Source organism: Corynebacterium sp. USCH3, from assembly GCF_037619475.1.
In the GTDB taxonomy this organism is placed as follows: Bacteria; Actinomycetota; Actinomycetes; order Mycobacteriales; family Mycobacteriaceae; genus Corynebacterium.
In genome coordinates this window covers 217,414-231,222 of record NZ_JAQPZT010000004.1, presented here as the reverse complement: position 1 = coordinate 231,222, position 13,809 = coordinate 217,414, and the positions used below count along the sequence as shown (strand labels likewise).

The following is a 13,809-nucleotide window of genomic DNA, read 5'->3' as shown; positions in this document are numbered from 1 at the left end:
CTGTCTCCGAAGGACCCAGAGCACACCCATGTCCAGCGCCTCACCGGGCTCCACCGGCGCCCGCACCCTCGAGGGCGACCACCTCACCCTCGGCTACGGCCGGTCGACGGTGATCCACGACGTCTCCGCCACCCTCACCCCGGGCACCGTCACCGCGCTCGTCGGGCCGAACGGCTCGGGGAAGTCCACCCTGCTGCGGTCCATGGCACGGCTCCACCCCGTCACCGGCGGCACCGTCCGGCTCGACGGCGGGGACATGGCACTGCTCAGCCACCGGGACGTCGCCACCCGCCTCACCCTCTTCTCCCAGTCCCGCCCGACCCCGGACGGGCTGACCGTGCGCGACGTCGTCAGCTTCGGACGCCACCCGCACCGCCGCCGGTTCGCCGGGCTCTCCCCCGACGACCACAGCGCCGTGGACCGTGCCCTGGAGGTCACCGGCATGGCGGACAAGGCCGACCGCAACGCCGGCGAGCTCTCCGGCGGCGAGGTCCAACGCGCGTGGCTGGCCGCCTGCCTCGCCCAGGACACCGGTGTCGTCCTGCTCGACGAACCCACCAACCACCTCGACCTGCGCTTCCAGACGGAGATCCTCGACCTCATCCGCGATCTCGCCGACGGGCGCTCCTCCGCTCCCGTCGCCGTCGGCGTCGTCCTGCACGACCTCGACCACGCCCTGCGCGTGGCCGACAACCTCATCCTGCTCGCCGGCGGTCGCGTCCTCGCCACCGGGCCGCCCCAGGACGTCCTGACCGCCGAGAACATCAGCACCGCCTACGACATCCCCGTCGACGTCGGCGTGGACCCCCGCACCGGACGCCTGCGCATCGACCCGATCGGACGGCACCCCGACCGGGGCATCGTCCGGACCACCCCCTGATAAACAGCCCTGAAAGGACCCCCATGCGAACCCGACGGCTCCTGACCGCGCTCACCGCGGTGACGGCCACCGCCACCCTCAGCCTCGCCGCCTGCGGCACCACCGACACCGGCTCGTCCGGGTCGTCCGACGCCGGCGAGGTCCCCACCTCCGGTGCCGCCGGCTGCGACGGCGACGTCGAGACCAGCACCGACCCGGTCTCCATGACCGACGACCTGGGACGCACCGTGGAGCTCGACAAACCCGCCAGTCGCGTCGCCGTGCTCGAATGGCAGGAGATCGAGGACGCGATCAGCCTCTGCGTCGATCCGGTCGCCGTCGCCTCACCGGACGACTACAGCACCTACGTCAGTGCCGAGGCCCTGCCCGACGACGTCGTCAACGCCGGCGAACGCGGCGAACCCGACCTCGACGCCATCTACGGTGCCGACCCCGACCTCATCATCGTCGAGGCGTTCAGCACCGACGACGCCGTGCTCACCCAGCTCGAACAGCGTGACGTCCCCGTCCTGGCCGTCAAGGGTGCCGACGCCGCCGACCAGATCGGCACCGTCAAGAACGTCCTCACCAAGATCGGCGAGGCCACCGGCCGCTCCGCCCGTGCCGAGGAGATCAACCAGGAGTTCGACGACCATCTCGCCGCCGCCCGCGACGATCTCGCCGACACCGTCGCCACCCTCCGGGACCGCGACGAGTCCGACTTCCTCTACTTCGACGGCTGGGTGGAGAGCGGCAACCTCACCGTCCGTCCCTACACCGACGGTGCACTGATGACCCAGCTCGGCGAGGAACTCGGCATGACCTCCGCCTGGACCGACGACATCAACGACTCCTACGGCGACGGCGGGGTCGACCCCTCCTACGGCCTCGCCCAGACCGACATCGAGGGCCTCACCGCCGTCGGCGACGCCAACCTCTTCTACACCGGATCCCAGGGTGGCGCCGACGACTACGTCGAGGCCATGACCTCCAACCCGATCTGGAACAACCTGCCCGCCGTGAAGGAGAACCGCACCCACGAGTTCCCCAACGATCTCTGGGCCGCCGGCGGACCCCGCTCGTGCATCCAGCTGATCGACGCCTTCGTCGAGGCCGTCAAGGCTGTGACAGGTGCTGAAGGTACTGATAGTTCCGAAAGTTCCGAAAGCTCCGAAGGCACCGCCGACGCCAAGTGAGACAGACCCGCGCACCCCTCGCACCCCTCAGCCTGATCGTCGCCCTCGTGGCGGCGATCCTCGTCGTGGGCCTGTGGCACCTCACCCAGGGCACCTCCGGTCTCGGCATCCGGGACCTGGTCCTGTACGCCGTCGGTCACCCGGACGCGCCGCAGGACGTCAACGGCGTCCCCGTCAGCAGCATCCTCTCCGGATCGCGGATCCCCCGGCTGCTCGCCGGGGTCACCGTCGGCTTCGCGCTCGGCGTCGCCGGTATCCTCCTGCAGTCGGTGACACGCAACCAGCTCGCCTCCCCCGACACCCTCGCGGTGACCGCCGGGTCCTACGTGACGCTGACGGCGGTGGCGGCGTTCGGCGTCAGCGTGCCGTTCTGGGCGTCCGGTCTGGTCGCCTTCGCCGGCGGGCTGGCGTCCGCCACCCTGGTGCTGACCCTCACCGGCACGGGGTCCGGCCGGGGCGGCGCCACCGGGACGACGAAGCTCATCCTCGCCGGCTCCGCGATCGCCATGGCACTGGACGCGGTCACCGGCATGCTGCTGATCCTGTTCAGCCAGAACACCACCGGCCTGTTCGCCTGGGGGGCCGGCTCGCTCTCCCAGCTCAGCGTGGACGCCTCGGCCCGTGCGGTGCCGGTGATCCTGCTGGCCCTCGTCGCCGCGGTGCTGCTGTCCCGCCGCCTCGACGTCCTCTCCCCCGGTGACGACGACACCGCCACCACCCTCGGCATCCCCGTCCGCGCGACCCGTGCCACCGCCGTCGTCCTCGCCGTCCTGCTCACCGCCCTCTCGGTGACCGTCGCCGGGCCACTGGGCTTCATCGGCCTGGGCGCACCGGTGCTCGCCCGGCTGCTCTCCACCCGGGTGCGCGGTCTACGGCGCCACGCCGTGCTGATTCCCGTGACCGGCCTGGTCGGCGCCCTGATCGTCCTGCTGGCCGACGCCCTGCTGCGCGCGGTCCTCGGTGCCGAGCAGGCCGCGTCGATCCCCACGGGCATCCCGACGTCGCTGCTCGGCGCGGTGGTCATCGTGGTCCTGGCGATGCGCATGCGCGACCAGGGGGTGGTACGCGCCGCCCGCGCCAACGCCGGGGCCCGTCGTGGGACATTCACCCCATCCCAGGCACGGCGCCGCTTCCTGACGGTGCTCGCCGCCGCGGTCGTCCTCCTCGTCGTCGCGACCGTCTACGGGCTGCTCGCGGGTAGCCTCTGGCTCCGGCTCGGAGACGTCGCACTGTGGTTGCGCGACACCGCCCCTGGCATCGTCGACGGGGCGCTGGACACCCGTGCCCCACGTGTCGCCGCCGCCGTCCTCGCCGGAGCCGCGCTCGGGGTGGCCGGCACCGTCGTGCAGGGCACGGTACGCAACCCCCTGGCCGAGCCCGGACTGCTCGGCATCACCGCCGGCGCGGGCCTCGGGGCGGTCATCGCCACCACCCTGCTGCCCGACGGTGGACGACCCGTGCTCGTCGCGCTGGCGGTGACGACGGGCCTGGCGACGTTCGCCCTGGTCACGGCGCTCGCCTGGCGTGGTGGACTGCTGCCCGACCGCTTCGTGCTCATCGGGATCGGCTGTGGCTACGGCATCTCGTCGGCGACGACGTTCCTGCTGCTGCGGGCGAACCCCTACGACACGCCGCGGATCTTCACCTGGCTGTCCGGCACGACCTACGGCCGGACGTTCCCCGACGTCGTCCCGGTCGCGGTGGTCCTGCTGCTGTCGCTGCCGGTGCTGGTCCTCCTGCGGCGTCACCTGGACCTGATGTCGATGGACGAGGACACCCCGCGGGTGCTGGGGGTGCCGGTGGAACGCACCAGGCTGGGGCTGCTGGCGCTCTCGGCCGTGCTGGCGGCGGTGAGCGTGGTGGCCGTCGGGGTCGTCGGATTCGTGGGGCTCGTCGCCCCGCACCTGGCCCGGGCCCTGGTCGGCGGGCGACATGCCCGCGTCCTGCCGGTGGCGATGGTGCTCGGCGCGGCGATGGTGTGCCTCGCCGACGGACTGGGACGCTCCGTCATCGCACCGGCCCAGGTGCCGGCGGGGCTGATGATCGCCCTGGTCGGCGCACCCTACTTCGTGTGGCTGCTGCGCAGGACGTGACCCGGGTCCCCCTGCTACGCGCCTTTCTTGCCGATCTCCAGGTCCTGCCGGTGCCCCTTGAGCACCGGGAGGCCCTTGCGGACCTTCTCCACATGGTTCGGGTCGATGTCGACCATGAGGATCTGGGCGACGTAGCCGGTCTCCGCCAACCGGGCGCCACCCGGACTGACGATCACGGAGTGGCCGATGCCGGTCGGTCCGTCATTCTGACCGTAACGGTCCGGGGAGCCTGGACGGGCCTGACCGGCGGCGACGACGTAGCTGGTGGTGTCGAGGGCGCGGGCGGCGGTGAGGGTGCGCCACTGGTCGAGCTTGCCCGGCCCGTCGGTCCAGGCGGTGGGCACGACCATGACCGTGGCGCCCTCCTCCGCCAGGGCGTAGAAGTGCCCGGGGAAACGGATGTCGTAGCAGGTCGCCAGGCCGATGGTGACCCCGTTGATGTCGTAGGTGACCCGGCGGGTACCGGGCTTGACGGTGTCGGACTCCCGGTAACCGAAGGCGTCGAAGGTGTGGATCTTGTGGTAGTGCTCGGTGCCCTGTGGACCGGTGATGAGCAGGGTGTTGTGCACGCGGCGGAACCTGTTGGCCTCACCGGAGCCCTCGACAGGTTCGGTCTGCAGCTCGCCGGACGGCAGCCGGTAGACGGTGTCGGCGGGGGTGAACATGCCGACGACGGCGGTCGTCCCGGCGCCCTTCGCCGCTTTCTCGACGGCACGGGCGAAGGGACCGTCCAACGGCTGTGCGATGACGTCGAGACGTCCCGCGTCGAAGGGGAACATCGCAGCCTCGGGGAAGACCACCAGGTCGGCGCCGTTCTCGGCGGACCCGGCGATGTAGGATCTGATCTTCTCGAGGTTCTTGTCGACGTCCGGCACGGAGTTCATCTGGATGACGGCGATGCGCATGCTGCCAAGGGTACGTGACCGGCCTAGGATTGTCGGGTGAGTTCTTCCACCGCCGAACGTTCCCCCGCCAGCGTCGTCAGCGCCCTGCGCAGTCCGCGCCTGCTCACCGTCGAGATCCTCGGCGGCCTGGTGACCGCGTTCGCGCTGATCCCGGAGTCCCTGAGCTTCGCGATCGTCGCGGGCCTGGACCCGATGATGGGCCTCTACGCGGCGTTCACCATGGCGTGCGTGACGGCGGTGCTGGGCGGGCGTCCGGGCATGGTCTCCGGCGCGGCCGGCTCGATCGCACTGGTGATCTTCCCGGTCGCCCGGGACCACGGGGTGGAGTACCTGCTGGCCACGGTGATCCTCGGCGGGGTGCTGCAGATGGTGATGGGCGCGCTGGGCGTGGCGAAGTTGATGCGCTTCATCCCGCGGTCGGTGATGGTCGGGTTCGTCGACGCGCTGGCGATCCTGATCTTCTCCGCCCAGCTCCAGCACCTGGTCGGGGTGCCGTGGCTGGTGTACCCGTTGACGGCGGCCGGGCTGCTGGTGATCATCCTGTTCCCGCGGGTGACCTCGAAGTTCCCGGCACCGTTGGCGTCGATCCTGCTGATCACCCTGGCGGTGATGGTGTTCAGCTGGGACGTGCCGACGGTGGGTGACCAGGGCGAGCTGCCGTCGTCCTTCCCGGGGTTCGGCGTGCCGTCGGTGCCGTTCTCGGCGGAGACGCTGGGGATCATCGGTCCGTACGCGGTGGCGTTGGCGCTGGTGGGGCTGATGGAGTCCCTGTTGACGGCGAAGCTCGTCGACGACCTGACCGACACGCACTCGGACAAGACCCGCGAGTCGCTCGGCCAGGGTGCGGCGAACGTGGTGACCGGCTTCTTCGGCGGCATGGGCGGCTGCGCGATGATCGGGCAGACGATGATCAACGTCAAGCAGGCCGGTGCCCGGACACGGGTGAGTTCCTTCCTCGCCGGCGCGTTCCTCATCGTCCTGTCGGTGTCCCTGTCGGACCTGGTGGGGCAGATCCCGATGGCTGCGTTGGTGGCGGTCATGCTGGTGGTGGCGTTCACCACCTTCGACTGGAACAGTGTGCGCACGCTGCGGGTGATGCCGGTCTCCGAGACGGTGGTGCTGCTGGTGACGGTGGTGGCGACGGTGCTGACGGACAATCTGGCGGTCGGGGTGATCCTGGGCGTGCTCACCGCGATGGTGGCCTTCGCCCGGCGCGTGGCGCACCTGACCAGGGTGGAGAGGGTCGGCGGGCCGGGCAGCGGACGGTACCGGGTGGACGGGCAGTTGTTCTTCGCCTCCTCGAATGACCTGGTGTACCAGTTCGACTACACGCACGACCCGGACGAGGTCACGGTCGATTTCTCGGATGCGACGGTGTGGGACTCGTCCACGGTCGCGGCACTTCAGGGGGTCCGCGAGCAGTACGCGCGGCGGGGGAAGTCGGTGACCTTCACCGGACTGGACGCCACGAGCCGCGGGTACATCGACCGGCTGGAGGGCCGGTTGGACTGAGGACCGCACGATCGGGGTGATCGGGTTATCCACAGGCCGCGGTAGTTCGTCGGTGGAATCCGACGAAAGTTGTCCACAGTTCGGGGCACCTTGTCTGCACCCCTTCCTGCCCTGCTCGGCGGTGTCGTAGTCTCCGTGGACCGCAGTTCACCGGTTCCCCTCCAGGAGGCAGCATGACGACCGTGTTTGGCATCGATCCGTCGCAGGTCAGGGTCACCGCGCAGGCGTTGGACGGGGAGGTGTCCGTGATCTCGGCCGTCGCGCAGGACGTCGCGGCATCCGTGCCGTCGGCGGCGTCGCTGCCCGGAGGGCGCACGCTCGCGGCCCTGGTCGACGGCGCCGGTCAGGTCGCCGCTGCCGTCGGTGGGGAGGCGCGGGTGGTGGATGTGCTGGGCGGTGACCTGCGTTCTTTCGCTGCTGTCGTGGATTCCGCCGAGCAGGATGCCACCGTCTCCCTGGAAGGTGCGCGCTGATGGACGTCCGGGAACTCGCCACGGCCACCGTCGAGGAGACTGCCGCCTGCGCGCATTCGTGGTCCGCGGCGGCAGGAGAGCTGGATACTGCCGGAACCGGCCTGCGGGGCCACGGGGCGCTGCCGGGATGGAGTGGTACGGCCTCGGACGCGATGCGCCACCGGGTCGACAGTTCCGCGAACCGGGTGATCGCGGTGTCCGTCGCCGCCCGCGGGGTCGGTGTCGTCCTGCGGCACCATGCTGCGGCGCTGGGACAGGTGAAGGGCCAGGTCGCCCCGGTCCTGGCGTTGTCGCGGACGACGGGGATGCAGGTCTCCCCGACCGGCACCGTGACCCCGCCGACCCCGGTCCCGGCGTTGACCGCGCTGGCGGCGGCCTGGTCGGTGGTCCTGCACGCCTGCCGCGCCTTCGCCTCGGCGCTTGACGGTGCGACGGCGGCGGTGGTCGCTGCGCTGTGCGCGGTCCGCGAGGCCCCGGTGGTGACCGCGGTGGACCGTCGTGGGCTGGACGCCGGCGCCGCACGGGCGGAACTCGTCGCCGATCCCGCAGCGACGGCGGCGGCGGTGACGATGCCGTCGGGACTGCAGGTCCCGCTGGACGACGCCCGGGAGGCTGCCCTGCGTCGGGCGGTCGTCTCGGCGCGGCAGGAGCTGGCGCTGCGTGGCCTGGACCCGGACGCGGTCGGGGTGTCGGTGGAGCAGGTCGACGGGGAGGCGGTCGTGGTTGTCGGCGACATCGCGACGGCGGGGAAGGTGACCACGATCGTCAGTGGTGTCGGATCGTCGTCGGACGGCGCGCTCGTCGGCTCTGCGGGCGGCGCCGGACGCATCGCCGGTCCCGGGCACGCCGTCGTCGCCTGGCACGGCTACCGTGCCCCGGATGACGTGGGCCGCGGGCTGAGTCCGAGCTACGCCGGTGTCGGTGCCCCGTCCCTGCGCTCCGTGCAGTCGACGCTGCGGGAGCGGTCTGCCGACGGTGCCGAGCTTCAGGTCGTGGCGCACAGTTACGGCACCACACTGGTCGGCGCGGCCGCGCGGGATCCGGCGTCCCCGCTGGCCGCCGACACCGTGCATCTGCTGGGCAGTCCCGGCACCGGGGCGGGGCAGGCGGACCGGATGAACCTCGACGCCCTGGACGGCCACGCCGAGGTCCACGCGTGGCGGGCACCGGGGGATCTCATCGGCGCCGCGACCGGGGCGTTCGGCGGTGTGCACGGGAGCGATCCGACGGCGGCGGGCTTCGGCGCGGACAGCGTGAACGGCGCGCCACCTGGTCAGCAGGACGGTGTCGTCGGACGTATGCTGGGCCGCATGACCGACGGTTACCTGTGGTTCCGGGGCGAATGGGACTCCCACAGCAGCTACCTGTCCGACGACCATGTGCTGGAACAGGTGCGCTGAATGTTCTCGGTGGTCATCGTCGGTGCCGGCCAGGCCGGTCTCGCGGCAGCACATGCGCTGGTGCGGAAGGGGTTCACACCGGGGGTCGACATGCTCGTCCTCGACGGGAATGACGGCCCCGGCGGCGCATGGCGGCACCGGTGGGATTCGTTGACGCTGGGCCGGGCGCACGGCATCGCCGACCTGCCGGGACTCCCGATGCCCCGCCCTGACCCGGATGTCCCCGCCGCGAACCTGGTCGCCGACTACTACGGCTCCTACGAGGAGACGTTCGCCCTGAAGGTGAGACGACCGGCCCGGGTCATCCGTGTCGACGGTGGCGCGCCAGGACCACTCACCGTGACGGTGATGGCGGACGGGACGTGCACCCGGATCCAGACCAGGATGCTGATCAGCGCCACCGGCACCTGGACGCACCCCTACATCCCCTACACCCCGGGGATCGACCGGTTCCGCGGACGCCAACTGCACACCACGGAGTACACGAGGAAGGAGGACTTCGCGGGAGAGAGGGTTCTCGTCGTCGGCGGCGGCCTGAGCGCGGTCCAGTTCCTGCTCGAACTCCACCAGCCCGGTGGTGCCGCCTCCACGGTGTGGGCCACCCGCCGCCCGCCGAACTTCGTGGACCGGACCTTCGACAACGACGACGCGACGTGGGGGCGGGACGTGGAACGCCGGGTGCGTGCCGACACCGAGCAGGGCCGACGCCCGGCCTCGGTGGTGCGCAACACCGGCATTCCGGCGCTGCCGGAGTATCTCGCCGGCGTCGTGGACGGGACGTTGGTCTCCCGGGGTATGTTCACCCGCATCAATGAAGAATCGGTGACCTTCGGCGGCGAGGCCGGCAGCGACCGCAGTGACGACGGTGACGGCGGTGACGGCGGTGACGGCGGTGAGCTCGTCCAACCGGACAGCTGGCACCCCTTCCCGATCGGCCATGAGGAACCGGTGGACGTGATCTTCTGGAACACCGGATTCCGTCCTGCACTGACCCATCTCGCACCGTTGCACCTGCGCGAGCCCGGCGGTGGGATCACCGTCGTCAATGAGGTGGAGGTCGCGCGGGACGAGCGGATCCTGCTGGCCGGGTACGGCTCGACCGCGTCGACGGTGGGGGCGAACCGTGCCGGACGCCTGGCAGGACAGGTCGCCGCGCGCCGACTGTCGCCGCCGTCGTGAGTCTTGTCCGTGCGGTCACCCTGCTATATAGTTGACATGTCAACTACACACTCCCACCAGGAGATACCATGAAGGCCTTCGGATTCCTCAGTTTCGGCCACTACGATCTCGGCGCGTCCGGTCCCTCCACCCCGGGACGCACCATGCCCGGAGCGAGGGAGAACATCACCAACGCCGTGGAGATCGCCGTCGGGGCCGACGACATCGGCGTCAACGGCGCGTACTGGCGCGTCCACCACTTCGCCCCGCAGCACGCCGCACCGATGCCGATTCTCGCGGCCGCCGCCGCACGGACCAGGCACATCGAGGTCGGCACCGGCGTGATAGACCTCCGGTACGAGAACCCGCTCCACCTGGCCGAGGAGGCCGCCCAGCTGGACCTGCTCGCAAACGGCAGGGTCGCGCTCGGCGTCTCCCGCGGATCGCCCGAGCCGGTGGACCGCGGCTACGCCGAGTTCGGCTACTCCCCCGAGCCCGATGATCCGAAGGGCGCGGAGATGGCGCGGCAGAAGTTCGACCGCTTCATGTCCGCCGTCGACGGGGAGGGCATCGCCACCGCCCTCCCGTTGGACCAGCAGTACCCACGGATGTACCAGCCGAATGCACAGGTGCCGGTGATGCCGACGTCATTGTCGCTGCGCAAGCACGTGTGGTGGGGCGCCGGCTCCCGTGACACCGCCGTGTGGGCCGCGCAGAAGGGCGTGAACCTGATGAGTTCCACGCTGCTCACCGAGGCCAACGGCGACGAGTTCTCCGATCTCCAGGCCGACCAGATCCGACTGTTCCGTCAGGCATGGAAGGAGGCAGGGCACACGTGGACCCCGCGGACATCGGTGTCCCGGTCGATCTTCCCGATCCTCTCGGAGACGGACCGCCGCATGTTCGGCTCAGGCGACGACGGCGGGGTCGGCTACATCGACGACAGCACCGCCACCTTCGGCCGGACCTACGCCGACGAACCCGACAAGCTGATCGAGGAGCTGAAGAAGGATGCGGCCGTCATGGAGGCGGACACCCTGATGCTGACGATCCCCAGTCAGCTGGGCGTGGATGCCAACCTGCGAATCCTCTCGTCCTTCGCGGAGCACGTCGCCCCGGCGCTGGGGTGGGAACCGAACACCTCAGGTCCGGTGAAGGGTTACCCGGTCTAAGATGTGAGGAGAAATGAAGTGGAACTGGCGGGCTATCTTCTCTGCCGGAGCACGACCGAGTCCGACCTTGTCGCTCAATCCACTGCCCCAGAAGCAGACGGTTGCCTCACTCATCCATCGGCCGCAGATCAAAAATCGGCGAAAACCGTAGGCGGCGCCCACCTGTTTTTCGTGTCTCCTTACGATCCACGCCCTGCGTCTCTTCGGAATCAAGACCATGCCGGAGACCACAGCCGCCGAGACCACTCCCCACCCCTGTGAAGCGCCCGAAGGAAAATCATTAGCCCCGGCGATCTAGTTCGTATTCCAGACTGTGCAGTCCAGTCAAACCAGGGATCGTTCCGGGGCTTTCACTTAGTATAGTGCCCCGTCCTCCCCTGCTCTGTCAAGATCACAGTGCTACCCTCTCTCAGATGAACCGGATCACGGCAGACCAGCTGGAGGCATGGATCTCGCCTGAGCGACTGCACCGATACCGTGTCCATTCGGCTGACACCGTCGAGCTCTACATGTACAACGCGCGGCGCTCCACGCACATGTCCGAACTGATCCTGCACATCGAGGTACTGATCCGCAACGTGATCCACCGCGAATTGTCCTCCACGGACCGAGCAACCCAGATCCCGTGGTATCTCGACACTCAACACTACGGGTTCAACCGGCAGATGATCCGGAATCTGGACAAGGCGGTATCCACTGCCGGTGGGCCGCGTGCCCCCGGTGGAAAAGTCGTCGCGGAACTGATGTTCGGCACCTGGAGGTTTCTGCTGAGCACGCAGTATCAGGCCACAGTGTGGCCCGTAGCCGCCCGTGGCTTTACCGGCAGGGTACGCAGCCAACGTGACCGCAGCGAGTTGCATGCGGCGATGGACTACCTCAACGGTGTGCGCAACCGGTGTTCGCATTCCGAGCCGGTCTATCACCTCGACGATGCAGAGTTCATCGGGAACGCCAGTACAGCTGCCGGCTATGTTGATACGGCCGCGGCCAGTTGGCTCGAGACCCTCTGGGCGCAGCGGTTGACGGAGAACCCCTTCCCCACTGCCTAGAACACCATCGCCTATGACGCGGTCCGGTCGCTCGTCGCGCTGCCAGTTCATCTGTCATAGCTGCCTCGGTCGTTGTGAGTGCGATCTGCGGGAATGGTACTGACAGGTCTTTCACCAGGCCCGGCACGGGTACAGCAGAAACCGATCTCCCACTACCGGATGACACAGGTCGCGTATCCGGCTAGCAGACCAGGGATCATCGGCCTCACCCGGAACTTTTCTCGGCGGTGGAGCCGCGTAAGGGCATCCGTGTGAACTGCCTGCCGGTCAAGCCGTAGCTACGTAGTCAGCTGACAACGACCGACGGCAGTTCGAGGGAATGTAGCCTCAGGGGATGCTCCGCATCGCGACCGCCAATGTGAACGGGATCCGTGCCACACACCGGAGGGGATTCGGTGACTGGCTGGCCACCCGCGACTGCGATGTCATCGCACTGCAGGAGACGCGCGCCCAGGCCGACAAGCTCCCCGACGGTGCCTTCGGCGACTACCACGTGGCCCTGGAGACCGGTGAGATCCCGGGACGCAACGGCGTCGCCGTCCTGACCCGGCAGGCTCCGCGGTCCGTCCGGACATGGAACGGGACAGCACTCCTCGGCGCACCGGGCTGCGGCCCTGATGACCTCCGGCGGGTTCCGGCACCCGACCATGTGAGTCCCGCCCGGGAACTCCGTACCTTCGCCTCCCAGGGTCGCTACCTCGAGGTCGACCTCGCTGACGCCCCCCTCACGATTGCCAGCCTCTACCTGCCCAAGGGCGGCCTCCCCGCCGAGCTCCAGCGGCCCGGACGGATGCGTGAGGCACCCGACGGCGGTGCCCGGTACAACCGCAAGATGGCGTTCATGGCAGGATTCTCGCGCTACCTCACCCGTACCCGGCGCACTGCCGCCGCCGCGGGACGGGAGTTCCTCCTCATGGGCGACCTCAACATCGCCCACACCCGGCAGGACCTCGCCGCCTGGCGACGCAACCAGCAGAACGACGGCTTCCTGCCGGAGGAACGCGAATGGTTCGACCAGCAGCTCTCCGCCCGCACACTCGTCGATGTCGTCCGGCACCTGCACCCCGACGAGGACGGACCGTACTCCTGGTGGTCCTGGGCGGGCGAGTCCTTCGCAAAGGACTCGGGCTGGCGCCTGGACTACCATCTGGCCACTCCCCGGCTGGCACGATCAGCGGTACGCGCCGAGGTCGACCGGGACGTCCGGGGCATCCGACTCTCCGATCACTCCCCCGTGGTCGTGGACTATGAGCTTGTGTAAACCGAACAGATCCACGCGGTGAGAGGACATCCATGAACACCACCAAGGTCGACCTCAAGAAGTCCCTCGACTCCTACCGTGCCCGGCGCGGCGAGTTCCGCATTCTGGACGTGCCGCCACTGCGCTACATCATGGTGGACGGGCACGGTGACCCGAACACGTCCCCCGCCTACACCTCGGCGCTCGAGGCCCTCTACCCCGTGGCCTACTCGATGAAGTTCGCCAGCAAACGTGAGCTGGGGCGCGACTACGTGGTGCCGCCGCTGGAAGGGTTGTGGTGGGCCGAGGACATGTCGTCGTTCACCACCGGCCGCGACAAGTCCCGGTGGGACTGGACGATGATGATCATGACCCCGGACTGGATCGACGAGACGCTCTTCGCTACGGCAGTGCGAGCGGTGGCGGCAAAGTCCGCACCCGCCAGTCTCGGCGACGTCCGGCTCGAGACGTTGTCCGAGGGGCGGTGTGTCCAGACGCTGCACATCGGCTCCTTCGACGACGAGGCCGCCGTCCTGGAACGGATGCACCACGGCTTCATCCCCGACAACGGTCTGCGGCTGCGGGGGACACATCACGAGATCTACTTCAGCGACCCCCGGAAGACTGCTCCTGAGAAGCTCCGGACACTGTTGCGTCAGCCGGTCACGCCGCCATCCGTCCCGGAATTGTTCTAGCCCCAGGTACGCGTCCGGGCCGGAAGCGTACCTGGGGCTAGAACAATTTCCCGGGGG

12 protein-coding genes are annotated in these 13,809 nt (G+C 69.3%); 11 read left to right on the top strand and 1 reads right to left on the bottom strand.

The window, feature by feature from the left end:
* Positions 1-28 precede the first annotated feature (28 nt).
* Genes PQI66_RS10190 through PQI66_RS10180 form a run of 3 tightly spaced genes read left to right on the top strand, consistent with a single transcriptional unit; the run spans position 29 to position 4,148 of the window.
* Positions 29-880, top strand: coding sequence for an ABC transporter ATP-binding protein (locus PQI66_RS10190; protein ID WP_339998013.1), 852 nt, complete (start codon positions 29-31; stop codon positions 878-880).
* Between the two features lie 23 nt (positions 881-903).
* Positions 904-2,055, top strand: a complete 1,152-nt coding sequence (locus PQI66_RS10185; protein WP_339998012.1) for an ABC transporter substrate-binding protein — start codon at positions 904-906, stop codon at positions 2,053-2,055.
* Entirely contained in the window at positions 2,052-4,148 is a 2,097-nt protein-coding gene (locus tag PQI66_RS10180) for an iron ABC transporter permease (RefSeq protein ID WP_339998011.1), read from the top strand. The genes PQI66_RS10185 and PQI66_RS10180 overlap by 4 nt, the downstream gene beginning before the upstream one ends.
* Positions 4,149-4,162: 14 nt before the next feature.
* Here PQI66_RS10180 and PQI66_RS10175 read toward each other — a convergent pair whose 3' ends face one another.
* Entirely contained in the window at positions 4,163-5,053 is an 891-nt protein-coding gene (locus PQI66_RS10175) for a carbon-nitrogen hydrolase family protein (protein WP_339998010.1), read from the bottom strand.
* A gap of 36 nt (positions 5,054-5,089) precedes the next feature.
* Between PQI66_RS10175 and PQI66_RS10170 the strand changes: the two genes are divergently transcribed.
* The 8 genes from PQI66_RS10170 to PQI66_RS10135 all read left to right on the top strand — a co-directional run bounded on the left by PQI66_RS10170 (position 5,090) and on the right by PQI66_RS10135 (position 13,752).
* Complete coding sequence (locus PQI66_RS10170) at positions 5,090-6,565, top strand: SulP family inorganic anion transporter (protein ID WP_339998009.1); 1,476 nt, start codon at positions 5,090-5,092, stop codon at positions 6,563-6,565.
* A gap of 173 nt (positions 6,566-6,738) precedes the next feature.
* Entirely contained in the window at positions 6,739-7,038 is a 300-nt protein-coding gene (locus PQI66_RS10165; RefSeq protein ID WP_339998008.1) for a hypothetical protein, read from the top strand.
* Entirely contained in the window at positions 7,038-8,438 is a 1,401-nt protein-coding gene (locus PQI66_RS10160; protein ID WP_339998006.1) for an alpha/beta hydrolase, read from the top strand. The genes PQI66_RS10165 and PQI66_RS10160 overlap by 1 nt, the downstream gene beginning before the upstream one ends.
* A complete protein-coding gene (locus PQI66_RS10155; protein ID WP_339998005.1) occupies positions 8,439-9,617 on the top strand; it encodes an NAD(P)-binding domain-containing protein in 1,179 nt (392 codons plus the stop codon).
* A gap of 68 nt (positions 9,618-9,685) precedes the next feature.
* On the top strand, positions 9,686-10,768 hold the full coding sequence (locus tag PQI66_RS10150) for an LLM class flavin-dependent oxidoreductase (RefSeq protein ID WP_339998004.1): 1,083 nt from the start codon (positions 9,686-9,688) through the stop codon (positions 10,766-10,768).
* A 413-nt stretch (positions 10,769-11,181) separates the two neighbouring features.
* Positions 11,182-11,817 (top strand): Abi family protein, encoded by a 636-nt coding sequence (locus PQI66_RS10145; RefSeq protein ID WP_339998003.1) that lies wholly within the window; start codon positions 11,182-11,184, stop codon positions 11,815-11,817.
* Between the two features lie 334 nt (positions 11,818-12,151).
* On the top strand, positions 12,152-13,078 hold the full coding sequence (locus PQI66_RS10140) for an exodeoxyribonuclease III (protein WP_339998002.1): 927 nt from the start codon (positions 12,152-12,154) through the stop codon (positions 13,076-13,078).
* A 32-nt stretch (positions 13,079-13,110) separates the two neighbouring features.
* Positions 13,111-13,752: a GyrI-like domain-containing protein gene (locus PQI66_RS10135; RefSeq protein ID WP_339998001.1), complete on the top strand. Its 642-nt coding sequence runs from the start codon at positions 13,111-13,113 to the stop codon at positions 13,750-13,752.
* Positions 13,753-13,809: the final 57 nt, after the last annotated feature.

Excerpts from the sequence above, each read along its gene's own strand:
- PQI66_RS10135 (WP_339998001.1), top strand. The coding sequence starts at position 13,111 with ATGAACACCACCAAGGTCGACCTCAAGAAGTCCCTCGACTCCTACCGT.
- PQI66_RS10155 (WP_339998005.1), top strand. The coding sequence starts at position 8,439 with ATGTTCTCGGTGGTCATCGTCGGTGCCGGCCAGGCCGGTCTCGCGGCA.
- PQI66_RS10160 (WP_339998006.1), top strand. The coding sequence starts at position 7,038 with ATGGACGTCCGGGAACTCGCCACGGCCACCGTCGAGGAGACTGCCGCC.
- PQI66_RS10175 (WP_339998010.1), bottom strand. The coding sequence starts at position 5,053 with ATGCGCATCGCCGTCATCCAGATGAACTCCGTGCCGGACGTCGACAAG.
- PQI66_RS10140 (WP_339998002.1), top strand. The coding sequence starts at position 12,152 with ATGCTCCGCATCGCGACCGCCAATGTGAACGGGATCCGTGCCACACAC.
- PQI66_RS10185 (WP_339998012.1), top strand. The coding sequence starts at position 904 with ATGCGAACCCGACGGCTCCTGACCGCGCTCACCGCGGTGACGGCCACC.
- PQI66_RS10190 (WP_339998013.1), top strand. The coding sequence starts at position 29 with ATGTCCAGCGCCTCACCGGGCTCCACCGGCGCCCGCACCCTCGAGGGC.
- PQI66_RS10150 (WP_339998004.1), top strand. The coding sequence starts at position 9,686 with ATGAAGGCCTTCGGATTCCTCAGTTTCGGCCACTACGATCTCGGCGCG.
- PQI66_RS10145 (WP_339998003.1), top strand. The coding sequence starts at position 11,182 with ATGAACCGGATCACGGCAGACCAGCTGGAGGCATGGATCTCGCCTGAG.
- PQI66_RS10165 (WP_339998008.1), top strand. The coding sequence starts at position 6,739 with ATGACGACCGTGTTTGGCATCGATCCGTCGCAGGTCAGGGTCACCGCG.